25 protein-coding genes, 1 tRNA gene and 1 pseudogene are annotated in these 23076 nt (G+C 61.2%); 17 read left to right on the top strand and 10 right to left on the bottom strand.

All coding sequences use genetic code 11. The annotated features are described in order from the left end of the window. The first annotated feature begins 3 nt into the window (after positions 1 to 3). Entirely contained in the window at positions 4 to 747 is a 744-nt protein-coding gene (locus tag SFY93_RS12940; protein WP_320447398.1) for an SDR family NAD(P)-dependent oxidoreductase, read from the top strand. 1 nt (position 748) lies between these two features. Beyond that, positions 749 to 1396 carry a glutathione S-transferase family protein gene (locus SFY93_RS12945; protein WP_320447399.1) on the top strand — a complete coding sequence of 216 codons (648 nt, stop codon included), beginning with the start codon at positions 749 to 751 and terminating at the stop codon, positions 1394 to 1396. Positions 1397 to 1981: 585 nt separating this feature from the next. On the opposite strand, the gene SFY93_RS12955 is transcribed toward SFY93_RS12945, so the two are convergent. Next, a protein-coding gene (locus SFY93_RS12955; protein ID WP_320447386.1) for an IS5 family transposase occupies positions 1982 to 2739 on the bottom strand; the annotation gives its coding sequence in 2 pieces (ribosomal slippage) (positions 1982 to 2397 and positions 2397 to 2739; 759 coding nt in all). 714 nt (positions 2740 to 3453) lie between these two features. Further along, on the bottom strand, positions 3454 to 4182 hold the full coding sequence (locus SFY93_RS12960; RefSeq protein WP_414717121.1) for a GntR family transcriptional regulator: 729 nt from the start codon (positions 4180 to 4182) through the stop codon (positions 3454 to 3456). Between the two features lie 95 nt (positions 4183 to 4277). Here SFY93_RS12960 and SFY93_RS12965 point away from each other — a divergent pair, with 95 nt between their 5' ends. The 7 genes from SFY93_RS12965 to SFY93_RS12995 all read left to right on the top strand — a co-directional run bounded on the left by SFY93_RS12965 (position 4278) and on the right by SFY93_RS12995 (position 12164). Next, the gene (locus SFY93_RS12965; protein ID WP_320447400.1) at positions 4278 to 5294 is read left to right on the top strand and encodes an ABC transporter substrate-binding protein; all 1017 of its coding nucleotides are present in this window, start codon (positions 4278 to 4280) and stop codon (positions 5292 to 5294) included. Next, a complete protein-coding gene (locus SFY93_RS12970) occupies positions 5295 to 6059 on the top strand; it encodes an ABC transporter ATP-binding protein (protein ID WP_320447401.1) in 765 nt (254 codons plus the stop codon). Between the two features lie 11 nt (positions 6060 to 6070). Further along, positions 6071 to 6934 (top strand): ABC transporter permease, encoded by an 864-nt coding sequence (locus SFY93_RS12975; RefSeq protein WP_320447402.1) that lies wholly within the window; start codon positions 6071 to 6073, stop codon positions 6932 to 6934. 19 nt (positions 6935 to 6953) lie between these two features. Beyond that, the gene (gene araD / locus SFY93_RS12980; protein WP_320447403.1) at positions 6954 to 8693 is read left to right on the top strand and encodes an L-arabinonate dehydratase; all 1740 of its coding nucleotides are present in this window, start codon (positions 6954 to 6956) and stop codon (positions 8691 to 8693) included. A 19-nt stretch (positions 8694 to 8712) separates the two neighbouring features. Next, on the top strand, positions 8713 to 9432 hold the full coding sequence (locus tag SFY93_RS12985; protein WP_320447404.1) for a ribonuclease activity regulator RraA: 720 nt from the start codon (positions 8713 to 8715) through the stop codon (positions 9430 to 9432). A gap of 44 nt (positions 9433 to 9476) precedes the next feature. After that, on the top strand, positions 9477 to 10919 hold the full coding sequence (locus tag SFY93_RS12990) for an aldehyde dehydrogenase family protein (protein ID WP_320447405.1): 1443 nt from the start codon (positions 9477 to 9479) through the stop codon (positions 10917 to 10919). A 153-nt stretch (positions 10920 to 11072) separates the two neighbouring features. Then, on the top strand, positions 11073 to 12164 hold the full coding sequence (locus tag SFY93_RS12995) for an SMP-30/gluconolactonase/LRE family protein (protein ID WP_320447756.1): 1092 nt from the start codon (positions 11073 to 11075) through the stop codon (positions 12162 to 12164). A gap of 95 nt (positions 12165 to 12259) precedes the next feature. On the opposite strand, the gene SFY93_RS13000 is transcribed toward SFY93_RS12995, so the two are convergent. After that, positions 12260 to 12335 (bottom strand) — tRNA-Ile (locus SFY93_RS13000). 151 nt (positions 12336 to 12486) lie between these two features. Between SFY93_RS13000 and SFY93_RS13005 the strand changes: the two genes are divergently transcribed. Further along, positions 12487 to 12699: a DUF1328 family protein gene (locus SFY93_RS13005; protein WP_089267474.1), complete on the top strand. Its 213-nt coding sequence runs from the start codon at positions 12487 to 12489 to the stop codon at positions 12697 to 12699. 17 nt (positions 12700 to 12716) lie between these two features. Here SFY93_RS13005 and SFY93_RS13010 read toward each other — a convergent pair whose 3' ends face one another. Continuing rightward, positions 12717 to 13694 (bottom strand): Bug family tripartite tricarboxylate transporter substrate binding protein, encoded by a 978-nt coding sequence (locus SFY93_RS13010; RefSeq protein WP_170849793.1) that lies wholly within the window; start codon positions 13692 to 13694, stop codon positions 12717 to 12719. Between the two features lie 148 nt (positions 13695 to 13842). Between SFY93_RS13010 and SFY93_RS13015 the strand changes: the two genes are divergently transcribed. Beyond that, positions 13843 to 14814, top strand: a complete 972-nt coding sequence (locus SFY93_RS13015) for a TAXI family TRAP transporter solute-binding subunit (protein ID WP_320447406.1) — start codon at positions 13843 to 13845, stop codon at positions 14812 to 14814. A 208-nt stretch (positions 14815 to 15022) separates the two neighbouring features. On the opposite strand, the gene SFY93_RS13020 is transcribed toward SFY93_RS13015, so the two are convergent. Both SFY93_RS13020 and mobA read right to left on the bottom strand, forming a co-directional pair. Then, a complete protein-coding gene (locus SFY93_RS13020; RefSeq protein ID WP_320447407.1) occupies positions 15023 to 16231 on the bottom strand; it encodes an ABC transporter substrate-binding protein in 1209 nt (402 codons plus the stop codon). 54 nt (positions 16232 to 16285) lie between these two features. Continuing rightward, positions 16286 to 16918 (bottom strand): molybdenum cofactor guanylyltransferase MobA, encoded by a 633-nt coding sequence (gene mobA / locus SFY93_RS13025; protein ID WP_320447408.1) that lies wholly within the window; start codon positions 16916 to 16918, stop codon positions 16286 to 16288. 70 nt (positions 16919 to 16988) lie between these two features. On the opposite strand from mobA, the gene SFY93_RS13030 reads away from it, so the two are divergent. The 5 genes from SFY93_RS13030 to SFY93_RS13050 all read left to right on the top strand — a co-directional run bounded on the left by SFY93_RS13030 (position 16989) and on the right by SFY93_RS13050 (position 20079). Continuing rightward, positions 16989 to 17237, top strand: a complete 249-nt coding sequence (locus tag SFY93_RS13030; protein ID WP_320447409.1) for a sulfurtransferase TusA family protein — start codon at positions 16989 to 16991, stop codon at positions 17235 to 17237. A 197-nt stretch (positions 17238 to 17434) separates the two neighbouring features. Further along, a complete protein-coding gene (locus tag SFY93_RS13035; RefSeq protein ID WP_175367285.1) occupies positions 17435 to 19093 on the top strand; it encodes an OFA family MFS transporter in 1659 nt (552 codons plus the stop codon). A gap of 87 nt (positions 19094 to 19180) precedes the next feature. After that, positions 19181 to 19444, top strand: coding sequence for a hypothetical protein (locus tag SFY93_RS13040; protein WP_089267466.1), 264 nt, complete (start codon positions 19181 to 19183; stop codon positions 19442 to 19444). 159 nt (positions 19445 to 19603) lie between these two features. Continuing rightward, positions 19604 to 19900 (top strand): hypothetical protein, encoded by a 297-nt coding sequence (locus SFY93_RS13045; RefSeq protein ID WP_199712044.1) that lies wholly within the window; start codon positions 19604 to 19606, stop codon positions 19898 to 19900. Then, complete coding sequence (locus tag SFY93_RS13050) at positions 19897 to 20079, top strand: hypothetical protein (protein ID WP_320447410.1); 183 nt, start codon at positions 19897 to 19899, stop codon at positions 20077 to 20079. The genes SFY93_RS13045 and SFY93_RS13050 overlap by 4 nt, the downstream gene beginning before the upstream one ends. Here the strand turns inward: SFY93_RS13050 and dapA are convergent. Continuing rightward, positions 20076 to 21050, bottom strand: a complete 975-nt coding sequence (dapA, locus tag SFY93_RS13055; protein ID WP_320447411.1) for a 4-hydroxy-tetrahydrodipicolinate synthase — start codon at positions 21048 to 21050, stop codon at positions 20076 to 20078. The two genes, SFY93_RS13050 and dapA, sit on opposite strands and share 4 nt — an antisense overlap. Positions 21051 to 21060: 10 nt before the next feature. Next, on the bottom strand, positions 21061 to 21330 hold the full coding sequence (locus tag SFY93_RS13060; protein ID WP_320447412.1) for a hypothetical protein: 270 nt from the start codon (positions 21328 to 21330) through the stop codon (positions 21061 to 21063). 184 nt (positions 21331 to 21514) lie between these two features. Between SFY93_RS13060 and SFY93_RS13065 the strand changes: the two are divergent. After that, positions 21515 to 21760, top strand: a pseudogene (locus SFY93_RS13065) (DUF6496 domain-containing protein); the annotation flags it as partial. Between the two features lie 153 nt (positions 21761 to 21913). On the opposite strand, the gene SFY93_RS13070 reads toward SFY93_RS13065, so the two are convergent. Then, positions 21914 to 22150 carry a hypothetical protein gene (locus tag SFY93_RS13070; protein WP_320447414.1) on the bottom strand — a complete coding sequence of 79 codons (237 nt, stop codon included), beginning with the start codon at positions 22148 to 22150 and terminating at the stop codon, positions 21914 to 21916. 19 nt (positions 22151 to 22169) lie between these two features. Continuing rightward, positions 22170 to 23057, bottom strand: a complete 888-nt coding sequence (locus tag SFY93_RS13075; RefSeq protein ID WP_320447415.1) for a non-homologous end joining protein Ku — start codon at positions 23055 to 23057, stop codon at positions 22170 to 22172. Positions 23058 to 23076 lie beyond the last annotated feature (19 nt).

Below are 23076 nucleotides of genomic sequence, written 5' to 3' on the forward strand. Positions count from 1 at the left end.
AGAATGTCAAAATCAAACAGGGTTGCACTCTTAGTCGGTGCAGGTGACGCCATCGGCGCTGCCGTCGCGCAGAGATTCGCAAAAGGTGGTTACGCGGTCTGCGTCGCGCGGCGCGATGCCGCCAAGTCGCAGGGGCTCGTCGATTCGATGAAGGCGGAGGGATACAACTTACGGGCTTACAGCGTCGATGCGCGTAAGGAGGAAGAAGTTCAGAAACTGTTTGCGGATGTCGAGAGGGACGTCGGCCCGATCGAGGTTTGTCTTTTCAACGCGGGATCAAACGTCAACAAGCCATTGCTGGAGACAACAGAGAAGCTGTTCTTCAAGGCCTGGGAACTCGCTTGTTATGCGGGCTTTCTCGTGGGCCGAGAGGCGGCGAAACACATGTCGACGCGTGGACGAGGGACTATGCTTTTCACGGGGGCCACCGCCAGCGTCCGCGGTGGAAAGGGCTTTGTGGCATTTTCGGCGGCGAAGTTCGGCTTACGCGCCGTCGCTCAGGCGATGGCCCGTGAGCTTGGGCCGAAGAACATTCATGTCGTCCATCTTCTGATCGATGCGGGGGTCGACAGCGAAGCCATTCATCAACGCATGAAGGCAGCCACTGGAATCAGCGCCAGCGAGATTCCACCCGATAGCCTGACCAAAACCGCGTCCATCGCCGAAGCGTACTGGTTTGCTCACCAACAATCCAAAGACGGCTGGACCCACGAACTCGATCTGCGTCCATCATCGGAGACTTGGTAAAATGGCAGATGAACTCGTCCTCTGGGGTGTGGGTACAACGCGCACGATCCGGGCGCATTGGGCGCTTCACGAACTCGATCTCCCATACACATCGCGGCCTATTCTTCCGCGGTCAGGTGAGACCAAAACGCTGGAGTATACCGCACTGAATCCACGCCAGAAGATCCCGCTTTTGCAGGACGGCGACCTGACTATCGGGGAAAGCGCAGCCATTGTCGCGTATCTGGCCAACAAGCACCGGACAGCCGATGGCGGGCTGGTTCCAGATTGCTCAAAGCTCTACGCGAAGTGGCTGGAATGGTGCTTCTTTATTGTGACCGAACTGGATTCGACCAGTCTCTACGTCATGAGGCGGCATGGCACCAACAAAGGACTGGCGCACATCTATGGCGAAGCGCCGCAGGTGGTGACGAAGGCGGGTGAGTATTTTCGCGAGCAGCTCCGTCATGTCGATGTCGCCCTATCCGACGGCCGCGAATATCTCATGGGGAGTCAGTTCACCACGGCCGACATATTGCTAACAACCTGCCTGACATGGGCGATCGACTATGGCGTTGGCGTCTGTGACAATGCCGTTCCGTATCTTGAGCGCATCACGTCGCGTGCGGGTTATCGGGCTGGGGAACGATCAAATTTCGCAGAGATCTAGGGAAGAACAGAAATGCGATATCGTCCGTCTGGCGGGACCGTTTTTGGTAGCAAAGGAGGTCATCGAGAGCGATCGCGGAAGTCGAGGTCGCTGGATATCCGGACGGGCACGGAAGCTGAGCGATGGAATTTTGACTCGCGCCGTGCGACCCGTCCGGCAGCACTTCTCCCGTCTTTGGATCCACGCTCGGGATAGAAGTGATCTTCCCACAATGTCGGACCGTCGAGCGTCTCTATGCATTCGGGCGCGACGCCTGCTCCGATCACTTCCGACAGACCGTAGTAGTTGATTGCTGTGAGATTCAGACGTCGGTTGATCGGCACGCATCGATGGTGGACTATGAGTGATGATGCCGCTAATTCGGCCTTGGTCGGCCGAAGAAAGTGAAAAACTTAAAGCCATGGCTGAGGCGGGGCATCGCCGATCAAAATTGCTGCGGCCATGAAAGGTAATGTGCACCGACACTCGAAATGGCCTTCGCGCCTGGCGGCCTCCACCTCGTGGTGGTGCCAGTGGACTACAGCGAGAATGTTCGTGTTTTGGCGGACGAACTAGCCGACATGCAGCACTAGGGCCGATCGACATTCATTGGTTCCAGATCGTTGCTGCGGCGAGGTGGATGAAGCCAGCAAAGTGCGAGGTTCGTCTGTCATAGCGTGTGGCGAAACGCCGGAAGTGTTTGAGTCGGCAGAAGCAGCGCTCGATCCGATTGCGCTGCTTGTAGACGTTGATGTCGTGCGGAATGATGACCTTGCGGGTTCGGTTGGACGGGATGACCGCTGTTGCCCCCATATCGGCGATGATCGCGCGCAGCGCGTTGCTGTCATAGGCCTTGTCGGCAAGCACGGCTTCGCCGGTCTGGCCCTGGAGCAAGGCAGGCGCCTGGGTGACGTCGCCAGCCTGTCCGGCTGTGATGATGAAGCGGAGCGGGCGACCAAGTGTATCGGCCAGCATATGGATCTTCGTGGTCAGTCCACCTCGGGAACGCCCCAGCGCCTGATCTTTAGCCCCCCTTTTCCGCCCGCAGCCTGCTGGTGAGCGCGAACGATGGTGCTGTCGATCATCAGATACTGATTATCCCGGTCTGCCGTCAGGGCTGTGAACACGCGTTCCCAGACCCCGGCATGGCACCAGCGGCTGAACCGCCGATGTACCGTCTTCCACTTGCCGTACCGTTCCGGCAGGTCGCACCAATGCGCACCCGAGCGCAGAACCCACAAACAGCCGTTCACGAATAGGCGGTTATCAGCCGCTGTGCGTCCTGCGTCGCCAGCCTTGCCCGGCAGCAGCGGAGAAATCTTCACCCACTGCGCCTCATTCAATTCGTAGCGCTTCGCCCCCATCACTTGCTCCGTGCAAATCATGGAGCCCTATGAATCAGCGATTGAACCTCTTGGGAATCCTGAATGTCGATCGGCTCTAGGGCGCTTTGCTCCTAACGCTGCGCCATCGCCGATGCCGTCTTGTAATCGACGGCCATCTGCACAGTGGCAGGTTCGGAAATTCGGGCGCGAATCTCGGTGGACGTTCGTGGATCCGCGCACTTCTCGTTGCCGCGTCACGACTGAACTTGGCTCGACTCCACAGTGAATATAGCGGCCCGAACAGTGTCTGACTGCCAATGGTCAAGAAACTCTCCGGTGCCCTTCTAGCTTAGGGCTTGTCGATGCCTCTCTGCATCTCTTCCGAGGACGGCTTTCGTGCTTTCCATCACTACCATCAGTCCACGGTCAATTCCTCACCGTTGCAATCGATGGAGTAACTGAGGCCGTAGGGCGCTAAACTGCGGTAAGCGAAACTCGCGCCTTCCTTGCAGGCGCCGTTCTTCTTAGATCCGCATCCGCTTCGGCCTGCAGAGAACGAAGGTCGTGCTGCGAGGCGCCGGTGAGCGCCGCCACTGAGCGCCATTCTGCCTGCCTCGATATTCAGCCTCACTTCGTTCCCGGATGGGATTTCTCTACCACCGACCATCGATAGAAGTGAGGCGACCGCCAAGCCAGCGGCCGCTGCCGTTGTTGATGGCAAGGGGTATTCGCCCTATCGCAATACTTCGGTAGTCAGTCGCTCAGATACTCAGGATACCGCGCGCGTATTTTGTCTACATCTTTCAAGGTTCCGGACAAATGGACTCGCAGGTGATGCTGTGCTTCATCGGGATCGCGGTTCTCGATCGCTTTGACGATCAGGCGGTGATGCTTGAGGATGTCCTGCGCCTTGCCCGGCGAGGGCAAATTTATGCGGCGTAGTCGATCGATGTGACCGCTTCGGCTGCGCACAAGCGCCCAGATTCCCTGACGTTCGGCTGCAGCATAGAACTGCATATGGAAGTCGTTGTCGGCGTTCATGAACGTTTCGAAGTCGCCAGCTTTTACCAGTTGCTGTTGCAGCCCAATGGAACGGTGCAGTTCTTCGATGAACACGTCGGTCCGGTCGAGTGAGAGATTCCGTACGATCTCCAGCTCAACCGCCAGTCTCAGAAAGTGCGCTTGTTTCGCGAGATTGACGTCAATTCGACTAACTACCGTCGCGTGTTGCGGAAATACCTCGACCAGGCTTTCCTCGTCGAGCCGCATGAGGGCATCGCGGATGGGCGTGGAACTGACGCCGAACTGCTCAGCCAGTGCTGCGCGAGATAACGGGGTTCCCGGCGGAAGCCGCAGCGAGATGATCGTATCGCGCAGCCGCTCGAAAACCTGAGGTGCCGCCTGCCGATCTCGGTCCAGCCGTTCGGTAGGCCGCGAGGCGGGGCGGGGCGTGCTTGTTTGCAATATCGTCATCAGATGCATGCTTAGCAAAAAAATCCATCCTTGACCAGAGATGCGCTAATGCATTAGTGCCTTAGTCAAGGCGGTCGATCTCAGCGACCAGCAGGAGGAAACAAATGAAGAAGCTTCGGAACACATTGAAGCTCGCGGCGGTAGCGTCCTTCATCGCTACGTTCGCAGGTGCAGCCCAGGCGCAGCAGAAGACCGAAATCTCGCTTTCCCGTCAGCCAGGCATTTTCTACATGCCGACGCATATCATCGAGAAGCAAAAGCTAATCGAGAAGCATGCTGCAGCGCTGGGGCTTCCGAACATCACCACCAAGTGGATCACGTTCAGCGGCGGCGGCGCCCAGACGGACGCGCTCCTCGCAGGCGGTGTCGATGTCCTTAACACCGGCACCGGCAACCTCCTGCTTTTGTGGGATCGCACCAGGGGCGGCGTAAAGGGCATCGTCGCCACGTCGGCGCAGCCGATGACGCTGATCAGCCGGGATCCGCATATCAAGTCGATTAAGGACTTCACGCCGAACGACAAGATCGCCGTCCCTACAGTGAAGATCTCGACGCAGGCAATCGTTCTGCAGATCGCGGCGGCGGAAGCCTTCGGAGCGGACCAGTGGGCGAAGCTTGATTCCAACACGGTGCAGTTGGGTCATCCTGACGCTTTTGCAGCGCTTTCCAATTCCCAGCATGAGGTGCGCAGCCACTTCAGCATTCCCCCATTCACCTTCATGGAATTGAAGAACGTGCCCGGCGCGCACGTCGTGCTGCAATCGGCAGACGTCATGGGCGGGCCGCTGACGCAGGCGCAGTTCTTCACCATGACCAAGTTCGCCGACGCGAATCCCAAGGTTATCCAGGCGATCCGCGATGCGTCGAAGGAGGCGCAGGACTTGATCCGGAAAGATCCGAAAGCTGCAGTCGATATCTATAGAGAGGTGACGGGCGACAAGACCAGTGCGGAAGATATCCTCGGATGGCTCAAGGAGCCTGGCATGATGGACTACAATCTGGAGCCCCAGGGCACCATGAAGTTCGCCAACCATCTCTTCAAGGTCGGAACGCTCAAAACCCAGCCTAAGAACTGGACCGACTACTATCTTCCTTCTTCGAGCGACCTCAAGGGAAACTGAATGTCAGCACTTCTCGACGTGAGCGGCGTTACGCTCAGGTACAAGACCTCGAGCGTCGTCGTCACCGCGACGGAACGGGTTAGCTTCGACGTCAACCGCTCCGACCGCTTCGTCCTGCTCGGCCCTTCTGGATGCGGCAAGTCCACGCTCCTGAAGGCCGTTGGCGGCTATCTGCGCCCCAGTGAAGGAAAGATGACCATCAACGGCCGTGAGATCACGGAGCCGGGCGCCGACCGGATGATGATCTTCCAGGAATTCGACCAGTTGCTGCCCTGGAAGACCGTGCTCGAGAACGTCATGTTTCCCTTGCTGATGACGCGCAAGCTGCCACGGAAGGAGGCGGAGGATCGCGCACGGTCCTACATCGAGAAGGTCAGTCTCACGCGGGTCGTGGACAGCTATCCCCATACGCTTTCCGGCGGCATGAAACAGCGTGTTGCGATTGCGCGCGGCATGGCCATGGAGCCGGACATCCTGCTGATGGACGAGCCGTTCGCGGCGCTTGACGCGCTGACGCGGCGGACCTGCCAGGACGAACTGTTGCAGCTTTGGGAAGAAACCAAGTTCACCGTCATGTTCGTGACCCATTCGATCGCCGAGGCGATCAAGATCGGCAATCGTATTCTATTGCTCTCGCCGCATCCCGGGCGCGTCAAGGCCGAGATCATCGATGTCGATCAGGTATCGACGGATGACGGAAGCGCGGGGCGCCTCGAGCAACAGATTCATGATCTGCTGTTCGCGCCTTCCGAAACCGCACATTGAGGAGCAGGACAATGGGTGAAGCCAAGATCCTGATGCGCGATCAGGCGGCCGCAGCAGCCGCCAATCCAGGGGAAGTCGAGCGCAAGCTTAGCGTGCTGGAATTGGTGTGGAACGATGGCTTCGTCCGGAAGACGGCGATCATCATCTTCCTCTGCGCCATATGGGAAGCTTACGGCGTCTATCTGGACAATCCGCTGTTGTTCCCGACCTTCCACGACACCATCATAACGATGTTCGACAAGGTCAGCGACGGTACCATCCCGCTGCGGGCGTGGGCCTCGCTGAAGGTGCTGTTCATGGGTTACGGCGTCGGCATCGTGCTGGCGGCCGTCTTCACCATCCTCGCGATCAGCACGCGGATCGGCACGGACTTTCTCGAAACCATGACGGCGATGTTCAATCCGCTGCCTGCCATCGCACTTTTGCCGCTGGCACTGATCTGGTTTGGTCTCGGCAACGGCAGTCTGGTCTTCGTGCTCGTACATTCCGTGCTGTGGCCCGTGGCACTCAATACCCATTCGGGCTTCAAGAGCGTGTCCAACACGCTACGCATGGTCGGGCGCAACTACGGCCTGCGCGGACTGCCCTATGTGGGGCGGATCCTCATTCCGGCCGCGTTTGGTTCCATCCTGACTGGCTTGAAGATCGGCTGGGCCTTTGCATGGCGCACCCTGATCGCGGCTGAGCTGGTCTTCGGCGTTTCGTCGGGGCAGGGCGGTCTCGGCTGGTTCATCTTCGAGAACCGTAACCTGCTTGATATTCCTGCGGTCTTTGCCGGTCTCCTCACCGTGATCGTCATCGGTCTGATCGTGGAAAACCTTATCTTCCGCACCATCGAGCGCAACACGATCCAGAAGTGGGGCACGCAATCTTGAACGACGTGAAAGTATCGACATGAGCGATAAGAAGAAAACGCCTGACGAACTTCGCAGTGCACGCTGGTTCGCCCCGGACGATCTCCGCGCGTTCGGCCATCGCTCCCGAGCAATGCAGCAGGGCTACGCTCCGGAAGAATGGCAGGGGCGGCCGGTCATCGCCATCCTGAACACGTGGTCAGACGCCCAGCCCTGCCATATGCACTTCAAGACCCGCGTCGATGACGTCAAACGCGGCATCCTGATGGCCGGCGGCTTCCCGATGGAGCTGCCGGCGCTGTCGCTGTCGGAGAGCTTCCTGAAGCCGACCACCATGCTCTATCGCAACATGCTGGCGATGGATGCCGAGGAATTGCTGCGCGGCCATCCCGTCGATGGCGTGGTGCTGATGGGCGGCTGCGACAAGACCACGCCGGGGCTTCTGCTCGGCGCCACCAGCGCGGGCTATCCCGCGATCTATCTGCCGGCGGGCCCGATGTTGCGCGGCAACTGGAAGGGCAAGACGCTCGGCTCCGGCTCCGATGCCTGGAAATACTGGGATGAGCGCCGTGCGGGGAAAATTTCCGACAAGGAATGGGTCGAGGTCGAGGGCGGCATCGCCCGCAGCTACGGCACCTGCATGACCATGGGCACGGCCTCGACCATGACGGCGATCGCGGAGTCCATCGGCATGACGCTGCCGGGCGCATCGTCGATCCCTGCTGCAGACGCCGGTCACATCCGCATGGCCAGCGAATGCGGCCGCCGCATCGTCGAAATGGTGTGGGAAGATCTGACACCGCAGAAGATCCAGACGCGCAAGGCCTTCGAGAACGCCATCACCGTGGCGATGGCGATGGGCTGCTCGACCAATGCGATCATCCATCTGATCGCGCAGGCGCGCCGCGCCGGTCAGGATATCGGCCTCGACGATTTCGAGATCGCCAGCCGCAAGGTGCCCGTGATCGCCAATGTGCGCCCGTCCGGCGACAAATATCTGATGGAGGATTTCTATTATGCTGGCGGCCTGCGGGCGCTGATGGGCCGTATCAAGGAACATCTGCATCTCGACGTGATGACCGTCACGGGCAAGACGCTCGGCGAGAACATCGCCGGCGCCGAAGTCTATAACGACGACGTCATCCGCACCGTCAAAGATCCCATCTACGCCGAGGGCGCGCTCGCGGTGCTGAAGGGCAACCTTGCGCCCGATGGCTGCGTGATCAAGCCGTCGGCCTGCGAGCCGCGCTTCCTCAAACATACTGGCCCGGCGATGGTGTTTGACGACTACCCGTCGTTGAAGAAGGCGATCGACGACGAGAACCTCGATGTGACGGCTGATCACGTGCTGATCCTGCGCAATGCGGGTCCGCAGGGCGGGCCGGGCATGCCGGAATGGGGCATGCTGCCGATCCCGAAGAAGCTGGTGAAGCAGGGCGTGCGCGACATGGTCCGCCTGAGCGATGCGCGCATGAGCGGCACCAGCTACGGCGCCTGCATCCTGCATGTGGCGCCGGAATCTTTCATCGGCGGCCCGCTGGCGCTGGTGCAGAATGGCGACATGATCACCCTCGACGTCGATGCGCGGACGATCAATCTCGACATCTCCAATGCGGAGATGGAGAAGCGTCGCGCGGCGTGGAAAGCCCCGGAGCGCAATTACGAACGCGGCTATGGCTGGATGTTCACCAAGCATATCCAGCAGGCCAATGAAGGCTGCGACTTCGACTTCCTGCGCACCGACTTCGGCGCGCCGGTCAAGGAACCCGTCATCTACTAATCACTCACAGAGTATCACCATGACAAAACTTAGCGACGCGACCCGCGCCAAACTCAAAACCGTCTCCACCGCAACCGTCGCGACCGCGCTCTACAAGCGCGGCTTCCGCATCCAGATGATCCAGGGTGTCCAGCCGATCGGCGCGGATCAGCCGACGCTCGTCGGCGAGGCCTTTACGCTGCGCTACATTCCCGCGCGTGAAGACCTCAACAAAGTGGAAGTGTTCCGCGACCGTGCTCATCCGCAGCGCAAGGCGGTGGAAGATTGCCCGCCCGGTGCCGTGCTTGTGATGGACAGCCGAAAGGATGCGCGCGCGGCGTCGGCCGGCGCCATCCTGATCACGCGGCTGATGAAGCGCGGCGTTGCCGGCGTCATCACTGATGGCGGCTTCCGGGATGCCACCGAGATCGCCAAGCTCGGGTTCCCGGCCTATCACACGCGTCCGAGCGCCCCGACCAATCTGACGCTGCATCATGCCATCGAGATTAACGGGCCGATCGGTTGCGGCGACGCACCGGTGTTTCCGGGAGACGTCATCCTCGGCGATAGCGACGGTGCCATCGTCATTCCCGCGCACATCGCCGACGAGATTGCCGACGAGGCGATCGAAATGACCGCGTTTGAGGATTTCGTGACCGAGCAGGTCCAGAACGGCAAGAGCATCCTCGGCCTCTATCCCGCCACCGACGAGCAGACGACGATCGATTTCGCAGCGTGGCGTAAGGCCAACGGCAGATAACCCCGTTCGTGCTGCAGGCGCTTCTCTCATAAAGGACTTGTACGATGCTGATGTTCAACAATCTGATCGATGGCGAATGGCTATCCGATGGCGCGCGGGCGCCCAATGTGAACCCTTCCAACACTAAGGAAGTCGTCGGCGAAGCGGTGCGTGGCACACGCACGCAGGCGGATGCCGCGATCGCAGCCGCTAAGGCGGCGTTCCCGGCGTGGTCGCGCACGACCCCACAGCTTCGCTATGACATCCTGAAGAAAGCGTCGGACGAGATTCTGGCGCGCAAGGACGAGCTTGGCCTCCTGCTGTCCCGCGAGGAGGGCAAGACCCTTCCGGAAGGCGTCGGCGAGGTGGCCCGCGCCGGGCAGATCTTCGCGTTCTTTGCCGGTGAATGTCTGCGTATGGCGGGTGAGAAGCTTGCTTCGGTGCGGCCCAGCGTCGATATCGAAATCACGCGCGAGCCGCTCGGCGTCATTGGCCTCATTACGCCATGGAATTTCCCGATCGCCATTCCGGCGTGGAAGACGGCACCGGCGCTGGCCTACGGAAACACTGTGGTGATCAAGCCTGCCGACCTCGTCCCCGGCTCGACCTGGGCGCTGGTGGATATCCTGCATCGTGCTGGTCTGCCGAAGGGCGTGCTCAACCTCGTCATGGGCCGTGGCACCGAAGTCGGCGCCGCGCTGCTCGAGAGCCCCGATGTCGCCGCGATCAGCTTCACCGGCTCGGTTTCGACCGGCCAGAAGGTCGCGGCGGCCTGTGTGGCGTCGCGCCCGATGAAGAAGTTCCAGCTTGAGATGGGCGGCAAAAATCCCTTCGTCGTGCTCGACGATGCGGACGTCAAGGTCGCGGTGGAATGCGCCGCAAACAGCGCGTTCTTCTCGACCGGTCAGCGCTGCACGGCGGCGTCGCGCCTGATCGTTACAGACGGCATCCACGACAAATTCGTGGCGGCCCTGATCGAGCGCATAAAGGGATTGAAAATCGACGACGCCATCAAGGCCGGAACGGACGTAGGTCCGGTCGTCGATCAGAACCAGCTCGACCAGGACCTCAAATACATCGGAATCGGTAAGGACGAAGGCGCGAAACTCGCATTCGGCGGCGAAATCCTCACTCGCGAGACGCCGGGCTTCTTCCTGCGGCCGGCGCTGTTCACTGACGTTAACAACTCGATGCGTATCGCGCGGGAGGAGATATTCGGTCCGGTGGCGGCGGTGATCCGCGTGAAGGACTATGCCGAAGCGCTGGCGATTGCAAACGACACGGAGTTCGGTCTGTCGGCAGGCATCTGTACGACGAGCCTGAAATACGCCAGCGACTTCAAGCGCAATTCGGAAGCCGGCATGGTGATGGTCAACCTGCCGATCGCCGGTGTCGATTATCACGTGCCGTTCGGCGGCCGAAAAGGATCGAGCTTCGGCTCCCGCGAGCAGGGACGCTACGCGGCAGAGTTCTACACGACCGTCAAGACCGCCTACACCCTTCCATGAGCGATCGGGCGGCCCCAGCCGCCCGTCCGTATCCGTGACGACAACGTGGAGCTTTCCGGGCGACCGCCAGGCCGCCCGGATGTCTGCGCCGCCCGCCCGCAGAATCCACATCATGACATGGCGTGCCAAAGAACGATAAATCTGGAGGATAAATTGACTTTCACGAGACGTAATCTGCTTGCCACAGCCGGTGCCGCCGCAGGCTCGGCGCTTCTTTCCCGCGCTGCGGGTGCGCAATCCTTTGCGTTCGCGCCCAACCAGCGCTACCCCGATCCTGCGGTGCAGATACTCGATCCAAGTTTCGCAAAGTATCGCATTTACTCGAGCACGCTCGAGCAGGTCGCTACGGGCTTCCGATGGACCGAGGGGCCGGCATACTTCCCAACTGAAGGCTGCCTGCTCTTCAGCGACATTCCGAACAACCGGATCATGAAGTTCGATGAAAGATCCGGCCAAACCACCGTGTTTCGCGCGAATGCCAACTATGCCAACGGCAACGCCCGCGATCGACAGGGGCGGCTTATCACGTGCGAACATTCGGTTACGCGCCGCGTCACCCGAACGGAAAAGGACGGCAAGGTTACCGTTCTGGCCGACAAGTTCGAAGGCAAGCGGCTCAATGCACCCAATGACGTCGTCGTTAAATCCGACGATAGCATCTGGTTCACCGACCCCCTGTTCGGCATCAATGGCGAGTGGGAAGGCTTCAAGGCCAAGGCCGAGCAGGCGACGACCAACGTCTACCGCATCGACAAGAGCGGGAAGATCACGGCGATCATCACCGATCTCGTCAATCCGAACGGCATCGCTTTTTCTCCCGACGAAACGAAGCTCTACGTCGTTGAGTGGAAGGGGACTCCGAACCGCAGCATCTGGCGCTATGACGTGAACTCGGGCGGTTCATTGGGCGCCCGCACCAAGATCGTTGATGCGGTGGACCAGGCGTCTCTCGACGGCTTCAAACTGGATCGCGACGGCAATCTTTGGTGCGGTTGGGGCAGCAATGGCGCGTTGCAGTCGGAGGCGACGGATGTGGGTGGCCGCAAGGTGTTCCCTTTGAAGGGCAAGTCCGAAGACCTGGACGGGGTCATGATCATCAATCCGGAAGGGAAGCAGATTGGGTTCATCAGGCTCCCTGAGCGTTGTGCCAACCTCGCGTTCGGCGGCCCGAAGAACAATCGGCTCTACATGGCGAGCAGCCACTCGATCTATGCGCTCTACGTGGACACTCACGGCGCGGTCTAGTCAGGCGAAGCCGGATCGGCGTCCGCCGATCCGGCCGACTCGGAAAAAATACATCAAAAGCAACAATGGGCAGGGGATATACAGCCTGAAATAATTGGTGGGCCCGGCAGGACTCGAACCTGCAACCAGACCGTTATGAGCGGTCGGCTCTAACCATTGAGCTACAGGCCCCGCCGGCGTCCAGCGGGCTTGAGAACCGGGGACGGCGGTGCAGGCATTCCTTATATCGGCCATCGCCTGTCGGCAATGCCGCGTTCCCGGGGTCGGAACTTTGGCCGGGCGGTGGCGTTGGCCCGCGCAATTTCAATATAGGGAGGCGCGGGTGTTTCGCTGGGCTGTCATCTGTCTGATCATTTCTCTGATTGCCGGCGGCCTCGGCCTCACCAACATCTCGGCTTTCGCCAAGAAGCTCTCGATCATCCTCTTTGCGCTGTTCTTCCTCGGCTTCCTGGCCCTGCTGGGCTTCGCCTATCTGGTCGCCGGGGCGGTCAGCAGTTCTGAACTGCTGCCCGCCATGGTCGCGGTGAGCGTCTAGACGAAAGAGCGTCCAGCTCAATCGACCGAGACGCCGGCGAATTCCACCACCTTGCGCCATTTCTCGGTTTCGGCGGCAACCAGTTTGCCGAATTCCTCAGGCGTCATCGGCTTCGGCACACCGCCGGTCTCGGCGAGCCGCGCGATCAGCTTCGGATCCTTCAGCGCTTCGCCCACAGCCTTGTTGAGGGTGGCGATGACCTCCGGCGGCGTGCCCTTCGGCGCGGAGATGCCGTAGAAGCCGATGGATTCAAAGCCCGGCACGGTCTCGGCAATGGCCGGGACATCCGGCACGATGGGCCAGCGTTGCGGCGAGGTGACGCCGAGCGCGCGGACGGTGCCGCCCCGCGACTGTTCGAGCGCCGTGGGCAGGTTGTCGAAGATCAACTGCACCTTGTTGGAGATGATGTCGGGAAAGGCGATCGCCGAGCCGCGATAGGGCACATGGATCATGTCGCATTTGGTCATCGCCTTGAACAATTCGGCTGACATATGCACCGAGGTGCCATTGCCCGACGACGCATAGGAGATCTTGCCCGGATTGGCCTTGCAGTAGTCGATGAACTCCTGGACCGTTTTCACGGGCATGCCATTCGACACCACCAGCATATTAGTGAGCTGCATGATGCTGGCCACCGGCACGGTGTCGCGGATGAAATCATAAGGCAGCTTCTTGTAGAGCGAGGCCGAGATTGCGTTGTTCGGCGCGACGAACAACAGCGTGTAGCCATCCGGCGCCGAGGTCACGGCCGCGGCGGCGGCCAGATTGCCGCCCGATCCAGCGCGGTTTTCCACGACGAATTGCTGGCCGAAATGATCCGACAGCCACTGTGCCATGATGCGCGCCACGATATCGACGGGGCCGCCGGCAGCGAAGCCGATCAGCCAGCGCACGGGACGATCGGGATAGCCTGCGGCGGAGGCGGGGAGGGTTGTCGTGGCGAGGCTGGCGAAGCCGACGAGACACAGCACAGCGGCACGCAGAAAAGCGATCATAGTTCCTCCCAGACATGAAAATCGCAGCGCTGATGCGCGACGTCGTTCGATCGGGCTTGCCGCCCGTTACCTCCATGCTTTCATAGAATTCGGATTTTGCCTACAAGCTTGGTCGAACGATGCAGGCTGATCGACGTCGAGGTGCCCCATGAAAATGATGCCGCTTCTTTGCGCAGCATTCCTGACTGTCACGACGGCCGTTGCGCAGGAGGGAGCCAAACCGATGTCGACCACCACGCCTCTCAGCTTGAGTCTCGGCACGGCGACGCCCGGCGGCGGCTTCCCGCTCTATGGCGACGCCTTTGCCGAGGTGATGAACAAGGCCGATCCGTCACTGACGCTGGCGACGCGCAACACCAAGGGTTCGACCGAGAACATCCCGTTGCTCGAAGCCGGCCAACTCGATCTTGCACTGGTGGCCGGCGAACCCGCTTATGAGGCGTTCAAGGGCATTGGCCGTGCGCCGACGAAGCTCAAGATCATCACCGCGCTGTATTCCAATCCCGGCATGTTCGTGGTCCGCGCCGACAGTCCCTACAAGACGATCCGCGATCTTGTCGGCAAGCCGATCGCCTTCGGCGCGAAGGGCTCCGGCCTCGTATTCCTGTCGCGCTATGTGCTGGACGGGATCGGCCTCGATCAGGACAAGGATTTTCAGGCGGTCTATCTCGACCGCGCCGGCGACGGTCCTGCCATGGTGCAGGACGGTCGCGTGGCAGCGCTGTGGGGCGCGGGACTGGGCTGGCCCGGCTTCAAGGCCATGAGCGAGAGCCCCGGCGGCGCGCGCTTCATTGCGCCCGATGCGGCGGAGATCGCGCAGATCCGCGCCAAGCACGCTTTCCTCAAGCCGATGCTGGTGGGCGCCAACAGCTATCCGAACCAGCCGATGCCGATCGCATCGGTGGGCTCGTGGAGTTACATCCTCGCGCGCGAAACGCTGCCGGATGATGTCGCCTATCGGCTTGCGAAGACGCTGCACGGCGCCGAAGCCACGCTCGGTGCGCGGCTCGCACAGGCGAAGGAGACCACGGCGAGCAATACGGTGGCGTCAGCGCCCGATGTGGCGCTGATCCATCCCGGGGTGCTGAAGTATTTCAGAGAGATTGGGGTGGTGAAGTAGGGGGCTTTCTTCCCCTCTCCCCCAGCGGAGCAAAGCTCCGCGCCGCGGGAGAGGGTGGATGCGCGCCGAAGGCGCGCAGACGGGAGAGGGCGCCGCAACTCCGCGCTTTGTCGCTATCCCTCTTCCGCCTTCGCTACGCTCAGGCACCCTCTCCCGCGGCGCGCGGCGTTGCCGCGCTGGGGGAGAGGGGAAGGGGAGCGTCGCTTTCCTACTTCTTCCCCAACACACAAGCCGGGTCCGGCGGTCCAAATGCGTCCTCTCCGGAAATCTTTGCGAGGATCTTGTAGTAGTCCCACGGATACTTGGACTCTTCGGGTGACTTGACCTGCACCAGCATCAGGTCGTGCACCATCAACCCATCCTCGCGCAGTCTGCCGTTGCGGGCGAAGAAATCCTCGATCGGCTTCTCGCGCATCTTCGCGGCGACCTTCAGTGGATCGTCTGTGCCGGCCTCCTTGATGGCGTTGAGATAGACCATGGTGGAGGAATAGACGCCGGCCTGCCACATGGTGGGCATCCGCTTGGTCTTCTCGAAGAAGCGCTTCGACCAGGCGCGGGTCTTGTCGTCCATGTCCCAGTAGAAGGCGGTGGTCAGCAGCAGACCCTGTGCGGTCTGCAGCCCCAGCGAGTCGATGTCGGTGATCAGTGCCAGCAGCGCGGCCATCTGCTGGCCGCCCTTGAACACGCCGAATTCGCCGGCGGTCTTGATCTCGTTGATGTTGTTCGGCGGCCCACCGGCGATGCCGATGATCTTGGCTTTCGAGGCCTGCGCCTGCAATACGAAGGACGACAGGTCCGACGCGCCGAATGGCGGGCGCACTGAGCCGATCACCTTTCCGCCGGTCTTGGTGACGACGGCCGATGCATCGCGCTCCAGCGCATGGCCGAAGGCAAAGTCATCGGTGATGAAGAACCAGCTGTCGCCGCCGCGCTTCACCACTTCCTGCGCGGTGCCGACCGCAAGTGCGCGGGTGTCGAACACCCATTGCATGGTATAGGGCGAGCAGAACTTGCCATGGAAATCCGCGGCGCCGGTCGAATGGGTGATGAACAGGCGCTTGCGATCGTTGGCGACGTTCTGCACGGCGAGGCCGACGGCTGAGACCGGCACGTCGACGATGAGATCGACCTGATCGACATCGTACCAGCGCCGCGCCAGTGAGGCGCCGACATCGGGCTTTAACTGATGATCGCCGATGATGATGCTGATCGGCTTGCCGAGCACGCTGCCGCCGAAATCGTCCACGGCCATTTGCGCGGCCGTCACCGAACCCTGGCCGGAGGGCGTCGAGGCCGGACCGTTCATGTCGGTGAGCACGCCGATCTTGACGACGTCGTCGGAGACCTGCGCGTTTGCGGATGTGGCGAGGAGAGTAAGTGCAATGCTTGAGATCACGGACAAAGATGTGCCGCGCATGAAGGTCCTCCCATGTGTCGCGACACTTCGGCCGCGTGTTGGGAGAAGCTTAGGTCAGGCTTTGTCGTCGAGCAATGCAAGCCGTTCGGCTTCGGCGATGTCGTCCATCGTATTGGCATTGAAGAACGGATCGACAGGATCAGTCGGCCATTCCACGGTTGCGAGCCTGTAGCGGGACGTCCAGCGGCCGACCTTGCGGATGTCCTCGTTGACGAGGGCGTGCCGTAACTCATGGCGCAGGGAGACATCCCACAAGCCAATGACGGGGTGCGACTGTCCGGCCGATGACGCGACAGCAAGCTGCGCATTCTCCGCGGTGCGGGCGTGATGTAAACGCGCGACGAGATCGCGCGGCAGGAACGGGCAGTCGCCGGCGGCACTCAGCATCCACGTGACATCTGGTCGGTTGGCGGCTGTCCATTCCAGACCTGCGAGAATGCCGGCGAGGGGGCCGGGAAAATCCGCGACGTCGTCGGCGATTACCGGCAGACCGAAGGACGCAAATCGCGCGGGATCACCATTGGCGTTGAGCACCAGCCCGTCGCATTGCGGCGCGATGCGCGCGATCACGCGGGCCAGGATCGTTGTGCCGCCGATCTCGCGCATCGGCTTGTCGCCGCCGCCCATCCGGCGCGCGAGACCGCCCGCGAGAAGCACGCCCAGCGTGGCCGGATATGTGTTCGTCATCGCCATACCGCTGCATATGACATTTGATGCCAGCCCGATATAACGCAGTTGCACCAAGTGGAACCGCGCGATGCCTGTGACCAAGCTCGACCTGACCGGATTGAAATGCCCGTTGCCGGCACTGATGACGCGCAAGGCGATGAAGGCACTGTCGGTGGGCGATCGACTTGAAGTCCACTGCACGGACCCCCTCGCGGTGATCGACATCCCTGCGTTGATTCAGCAAATCGGCGATCAGATCGAAGCCTCCGAACGCAGGGGCGATGTGATCGTTTTCTTCATCGAAAAACGAAATGCTGCGATTGCAAATCGCGATTGAATTGCTGCGATGCAGTGGAAATCATTGATAAATTTTCGCTCCTGATACCTTTGGACTATCGACTCCCGCAGTCGCTTCTGGCCCTGTTCTAAAGTGCGAGCGTGCGTGAATCTTTGTCCGCGCGCAGGGGAATTGACGAAGCGACTTTTTCAAATCGCAGACCGGCTCAGAAGGGGCGGCTGCAGGGGAGAACTTTCATGACAAGTGTGGGCAACGCCGGAACACTGTCTGGCACCAAGCCAGGATTGCTGGAACGCGAACGCATCATTGCGACCGCCGGCTTCAACCGGTGGCTGGTTCCACCTGCTGCACTCTGTATTCATCTCTGTATCGGCATGGCCTACGGCTTCAGCGTGTTCTGGCTGCCGCTGTCGCAAGCAATCACGACACCTGCCTCGAAGGAAGTGTGCGAGGGCATGAGCCTCGCCACCGAGCTGTTCACCACCACCTGTAACTGGAAGGTCGCCAGCCTCGGCTGGATGTACACGCTGTTCTTCGTGCTGCTCGGCGTCTCCGCCGCCATCTGGGGCGGCTGGCTCGAGCGCGTCGGGCCGCGCAAGGCGGGCTTCGTCTCGGCGATGTGCTGGTGCGGCGGCCTCGTGCTCGGTTCGATCGGCGTCTACACGCATCAGCTCTGGCTGTTGTGGATCGGCTCCGGCGTGATCGGCGGCGTCGGTCTCGGTCTCGGCTACATCTCGCCGGTATCGACGCTGGTGAAGTGGTTTCCGGATCGTCGCGGCATGGCCACAGGCATGGCCATCATGGGCTTCGGCGGCGGTGCGATGATCGGCTCGCCGCTGGCTAACCTCTTGATGAATTATTTCAAGACCCCGACCGATGTCGGCGTCTGGCAGACCTTCCTGGCCATGGGCGTCATCTACTTCGTGTTCATGACCATTGGCGCGTTCTCCTATCGCATCACGCCACCGAACTGGAAGCCGGAAGGCTGGACCCCGCCGGCTACTGCGAATGCGATGATCACCACCGGCCACGTGCATCTCGACAATGCGCACAAGACCAAGCAGTTCTGGCTGATCTGGGGCGTGCTCTGCCTGAACGTGTCGGCGGGCATCGGCGTCATCGGCATGGCCTCGCCGATGCTGCAGGAAATCTTTGCGGGCAAGCTGATCGGTGCGCCGGACCTCTCCTTCAGCCAGCTCTCGGCTGCACAGAAGACGGCGATCGCCGGCATCGCCGCCGGCTTCGCGGGTCTGATCTCGCTGTTCAACATCGGCGGCCGCTTCTTCTGGGCGTCTTTGTCGGACAAGCTCGGCCGCAAGAACACCTACTACACGTTCTTTATTCTCGGCATCGTGCTCTATGCACTGGTGCCGACCTTCGCGGCGATGGGCAGCAAGGTTCTGTTCGTGCTGGCCTTCGGCATCATCCTCTCGATGTATGGCGGCGGCTTCGCGACCATCCCGGCCTATCTCGCCGATATCTTCGGCACCCAGTTCGTGGGTGCGATCCACGGTCGGTTGCTGACGGCCTGGGCGACTGCGGGCATCGTCGGTCCGGTGGTGGTGAACTACATCCGTGAATTCCAGATCGCCGCCGGCGTGCCGCGGGCGCAGGTCTATGACTTCACGATGTACATCCTCGCCGGCATGCTGGTGCTGGGACTGATCTGCAACATGCTGGTGAAGCCACTGGCGCCGCATTGGTTCATGAAGCCGGAGGAAGTCGCGAAGTTGCAGGCCAAGGGCGCCGAGGCGGCGTCGGCCGGCGGAGGCTCCTATGGCATTGGCAAGGGCGGTTTCGACGGAGCAGCCATTGCCTTCTGGGCTTTTGTCGGTGTCCCGCTGTGCTGGGGTGTCTGGCTGACGCTGCAGAGCGCCGCGCGCATCTTCCAGTAAAACCTGCGCGGGACCGGCAGCGAAAGCTTCCGGTCCCATTTTACATCTGACGAACAATCTTCAAAACAAGCACATTCGGGGATAACGATGACACGCATCACTACGGGCCTCTTGGCCGCACTGTTCGTTGTGACTTCAATGGGCGTTGCTTCGGCACAGGCGCCTGCGACGCCGGCAACCCCTGCTGCGCCCGCCAAGATGAAGCTGAACAAGCAGAGTCTGAAGGACATGAAGGCGAAGTGGAGCGCCAACAAGGGCAAGCTCAAGGCCTGCCGCAAGGACGTCAAGGTCAAGGGCCTCGCCGGCGACGACCGCTGGTTCTACATCGAAGACTGCATGGCCAAGAGCTGAGCGAGTGCTGGTCTTTCCGGCAGTTCCAACCTCCTGATCTTTATGCCGCGCCTATGAACAGGCGCGGCTGCCCGTCTCGATTTCATATGGCGATGTCCGCATCTTCTCACCATCCCGACGCGCTCATGCGCCAGGGATTTGAGAAGACGGACAACGACCATGACGATGTTCTACAATCGCGATACGCAGCTGCACGATTTCTCGGCCGACAGCGCCTATCGCAGCTACCTCATCAGCCGCAATCAGCCGCCGATCGTCCATCACTCGGGCGATATCCAATGGAAACGGCTTTGCGTAGCCATCAGGCTGACGCGTAACCACATCAAGGGCTTCTTCGCCGCCATCCACATGGCCCTGGTGGCCGACAAGATGCGCCGCGCGCGGCGTGAGCTGGCGCGCGTCCGTGTGCGCGCCGCCGATACGCCGGTGCTTCCGGATCGCCGGAGCGTGCCATGAGGGAAGACCGTTCTGCAGCGCTGTTCGCGCGCATTGGCTCCTATGCGTCCATCATGCCGGGCATTCTCGCCCGGCTATGGCGTTTCGTCATTGGACCTGCTGTCTTTCGGCCGGCCGCGCATTATATGCGCGGACCCGGCCCGAAATGTCGTGAGAAGAACGAGCGCCCGCAAGCCTAGCGGGCGCGGCGCAGGGGCGGCGCGTCGTCAGGCTGTGCCCAGATCGCCTCCATCGCGGTGTAGACCTGCCGCTGCTCGGTCTCAGTGAGCGCCGTCAGCGGCAGGCGCACGGCGGCACTCCCCAGGCCCCGCAGGCTCAATGCAAATTTCACCGCCGATGCGACCTGGTCCGGCGGCAGGGCTTCGGCGAGTGGCGCCAGCATGTCGGAAATGGTCGTCGCATAGCGCGGGCAGCCCTGTCGGGTGGCGTAATACATGCCGCGGCAGAGCTGCGGCGCTACATTGGCCATCGCGGAGACAACGCCGTCACCGCCGAGCAGGAGATAGGGCAGGGCTGCCGTGTCCCGTCCCGTCAGCATCCGGAAACCCGCCGGCAGCAGCGGCCGCAATCGCGCCAGTCGCCCGGCGTCGCCGGTGTCGTCGCGCAGGCCTATCAATCGTGGCGAGGCGGCGAGACCGATGAGCGTGTCGTCGGCCAGCGGACGGGCACAACGCGACGGTGCGTCATGCACAATGACCGGCAGCAATGTCGCCTCCAGGATCGCACGGAAATGCGCTGCGATGCCACTTGCCGTCGGGCGGTTGTAATACGGCACGACCGACATGACGGCATCGGCGCCGGCAGCCCATGCCAGCCGCGTCGATTCAATGGCGCGGCTGGTGCAGTTGGATCCCGCGCCGGCAATGACGTGGATGCGCCCGCGGGCGACGCCGGCGGCAGTCCGGATCAGCGTGGCGCGCTCGTTCGAGGTGAGCGTGTCGGCTTCACCGGCGGTCGCGCCGACAACGATGGCACTGGCGCCGGCGCAGACCTGACGTTCGCACAAGCGTGCGAAATTGACGAGATCGAGCGCGCCATGCGCGTCGAACGGCGTCGGCACGTCGGCGATGATGCCGTGCAGCCAGTCGTTGGCGTGATGGGAGGCATGAGCTTGCGGGAGGGCGTGAGCCCGAAGAGCAACTGTGGACATGGCGGGAAGCTCAGGCGACGCGCCGTTGTTGTAACCGTTCGACAGAGGTTGCTGCCGTGAAAGGCAGGGCATTCATATCGAGCTCGATGAGGCCCGCCGTCTCGATGATAGCTTCGGGGCGATGGCCGTTCTCGAATAGTGCATAACGCACGGCATTCGCGCGGCTGACAAACAATCCGCCGAATAGGCCGTTTTGCTCCTGCGCGACCCACTGGCCGCGGCTGTTCTTACCAATGAAAACGAGGGACGAGCTACACGAGGGAGGTTCGATGGTGATCACTTGCAGTCTCCAGTTCATTCGCTTGAGCGAATGGCTGCAAGATGATCGGCCGCCCGTTTGAAAACGAGATGAGCGGCAGTGCCGCGTTATAGGGATTTCATAAGTGCGTCCGTTCGCACATCACCCACGCGGAACCATCACCGATGATGACGATTGATCGTTTCGATCACAACGGGAGCATGGAATGGCGAAATATTCCAAGAAGGCCGCCGCGAAGGTCGCGCGGGCCATGAAGAAGCGCAAGGCCGGCACGCTGAGAAGTGGTCGTTCGAAAAAGAAGGTGACCAGCCGCAAACAAGCGATCGCCATCGGCCTGTCGGAAGCTCGCGCCGAGGGCAAGAAGGTGCCGAATAAAAAGACGGTGAAGAAAGCCAGCAAGAAGACGGCGGGAAAAAAGAAAGCGGCAAAAAAATCCCGGAAGTCGACGAAGGCCTGAGGCTCCGCCGATGTACGTTGATCGACCCATATGAACCAATCTTCGTCATGCCCGGGCTTGTCCCGGGCATCCACGTCTTGGGGAGAGAAAAGACGTAGATGGCCGGGACAAGCCCGCCATGACAGTTTCGACCGAAGCGTCATCGCCTCACTTGGTCTGCAGCGTCGCCTTCAGCAGGTGGTCCTTGCATTCATCGTCCTTGCCCTCCGCCATTGCTTCGCTGGCCAGGCCGATCTCGTCGGAAGCGGTCTTCTTTTGCTTGCCATCGGCCATCTTGGCGATGGCTTCGGCGACGAAGGCGATATTCGAGGCGTTGCATTCCCTTGTCTGTAGCTGCTGCGTCTGCGCTGCCACGGTCGGCATCACCGCGATGCCTATGATCATTCCCAAAATCTTCATGCGCTCAGCTTGCCTTGCGATGTCGCGCTGATGACCGCGCAGCCTTCTTGGCCGGACGCTTGCGTGCCACATGTGGTCGTGACGACGAAGCGCGTTTGGTCGACTTGCCCTTGCCACCCTTGAGGCTCGCCTTCAGCGCATCCATCAGGTTGATGACGTTGTCCGGCTTCTCCTCCTTCTCGACGACCTTCACCGGCTTGCCCGCAGCCTTACGCTTCACCAGCGTCTTCAGCGCGGTCTCATATTCATCCTTGAACTTGCTGGGATCGAAATGCGACGCCTTGCTGTCGAGGATATGCACCGCAAGGTCGATCATGTCCTTGGAGATCTTCGGCGACTTGATATCGTCGAAATAGTCCTCCTCATCGCGTACCTCATAAGGGAAGCGCAGCGTAGTACCGAGCAGGCCCTTGCCGAGCGGCTCGATGGCGATGATGTGCTCGCGATTGGTCAGCACGATGCGCGCCAGCGCCACGCGGTCCTTGTCCTTCATGGCATCGCGGATCACGGCGAACGCATCGGCACCGGCCTTGCCGTCGGGCGCGATGTAATAGGGATTGTTCAGATAGCGCCGATCGATCTCGTCGCGCGGCACGAAGTTGTCGATATCTATGGTGTGGTTGCTCTCGATCTGCACGGCCTCGAGCTCTTCCTTCTCGATCTCGACATATTCGCCCTTGCTGATCTCGTAGCCGCGGCCCTTCTGCTCCTTCTCCACGACGTCGCCAGTCTCGGCATCCACCATCTGCTGTTTCAGCCGGTTGCCGGTCTCACGATTGATCATGTGGAATTTGGTCTTCTCGATCGTGGTCGCGGCCGGATACAGCACCACCGGGCAGGTGACGAGCGACAGCTTGAGAGAGCCTTTCCAATAGGCGCGGGGCGGGGCCATACTCGTCCTCCAACTCGAT

Source organism: Tardiphaga sp. 42S5 (assembly GCF_034044155.1).
Classification (GTDB): domain Bacteria; phylum Pseudomonadota; class Alphaproteobacteria; order Rhizobiales; family Xanthobacteraceae; genus Tardiphaga; species Tardiphaga robiniae.

What these genes read in the sequence shown, in the direction of transcription:
- SFY93_RS12985 (WP_320447404.1), top strand. Translation starts at nt 8,713, where the DNA reads ATGACAAAACTTAGCGACGCGACCCGCGCCAAACTCAAAACCGTCTCC.
- SFY93_RS12940 (WP_320447398.1), top strand. Translation starts at nt 4, where the DNA reads ATGTCAAAATCAAACAGGGTTGCACTCTTAGTCGGTGCAGGTGACGCC.
- SFY93_RS13015 (WP_320447406.1), top strand. Translation starts at nt 13,843, where the DNA reads ATGAAAATGATGCCGCTTCTTTGCGCAGCATTCCTGACTGTCACGACG.
- SFY93_RS13030 (WP_320447409.1), top strand. Translation starts at nt 16,989, where the DNA reads ATGCCTGTGACCAAGCTCGACCTGACCGGATTGAAATGCCCGTTGCCG.
- dapA (WP_320447411.1), bottom strand. Translation starts at nt 21,050, where the DNA reads ATGTCCACAGTTGCTCTTCGGGCTCACGCCCTCCCGCAAGCTCATGCC.
- SFY93_RS13010 (WP_170849793.1), bottom strand. Translation starts at nt 13,694, where the DNA reads ATGATCGCTTTTCTGCGTGCCGCTGTGCTGTGTCTCGTCGGCTTCGCC.
- mobA (WP_320447408.1), bottom strand. Translation starts at nt 16,918, where the DNA reads ATGACGAACACATATCCGGCCACGCTGGGCGTGCTTCTCGCGGGCGGT.
- SFY93_RS12965 (WP_320447400.1), top strand. Translation starts at nt 4,278, where the DNA reads ATGAAGAAGCTTCGGAACACATTGAAGCTCGCGGCGGTAGCGTCCTTC.
- SFY93_RS13050 (WP_320447410.1), top strand. Translation starts at nt 19,897, where the DNA reads ATGAGGGAAGACCGTTCTGCAGCGCTGTTCGCGCGCATTGGCTCCTAT.
- SFY93_RS12990 (WP_320447405.1), top strand. Translation starts at nt 9,477, where the DNA reads ATGCTGATGTTCAACAATCTGATCGATGGCGAATGGCTATCCGATGGC.
- SFY93_RS12960 (WP_414717121.1), bottom strand. Translation starts at nt 4,182, where the DNA reads ATGCATCTGATGACGATATTGCAAACAAGCACGCCCCGCCCCGCCTCG.
- SFY93_RS13075 (WP_320447415.1), bottom strand. Translation starts at nt 23,057, where the DNA reads ATGGCCCCGCCCCGCGCCTATTGGAAAGGCTCTCTCAAGCTGTCGCTC.
- SFY93_RS12975 (WP_320447402.1), top strand. Translation starts at nt 6,071, where the DNA reads ATGGGTGAAGCCAAGATCCTGATGCGCGATCAGGCGGCCGCAGCAGCC.
- SFY93_RS13045 (WP_199712044.1), top strand. Translation starts at nt 19,604, where the DNA reads ATGACGATGTTCTACAATCGCGATACGCAGCTGCACGATTTCTCGGCC.
- araD (WP_320447403.1), top strand. Translation starts at nt 6,954, where the DNA reads ATGAGCGATAAGAAGAAAACGCCTGACGAACTTCGCAGTGCACGCTGG.
- SFY93_RS13040 (WP_089267466.1), top strand. Translation starts at nt 19,181, where the DNA reads ATGACACGCATCACTACGGGCCTCTTGGCCGCACTGTTCGTTGTGACT.
- SFY93_RS12970 (WP_320447401.1), top strand. Translation starts at nt 5,295, where the DNA reads ATGTCAGCACTTCTCGACGTGAGCGGCGTTACGCTCAGGTACAAGACC.
- SFY93_RS13070 (WP_320447414.1), bottom strand. Translation starts at nt 22,150, where the DNA reads ATGATCATAGGCATCGCGGTGATGCCGACCGTGGCAGCGCAGACGCAG.
- SFY93_RS12945 (WP_320447399.1), top strand. Translation starts at nt 749, where the DNA reads ATGGCAGATGAACTCGTCCTCTGGGGTGTGGGTACAACGCGCACGATC.
- SFY93_RS13035 (WP_175367285.1), top strand. Translation starts at nt 17,435, where the DNA reads ATGACAAGTGTGGGCAACGCCGGAACACTGTCTGGCACCAAGCCAGGA.
- SFY93_RS13020 (WP_320447407.1), bottom strand. Translation starts at nt 16,231, where the DNA reads ATGCGCGGCACATCTTTGTCCGTGATCTCAAGCATTGCACTTACTCTC.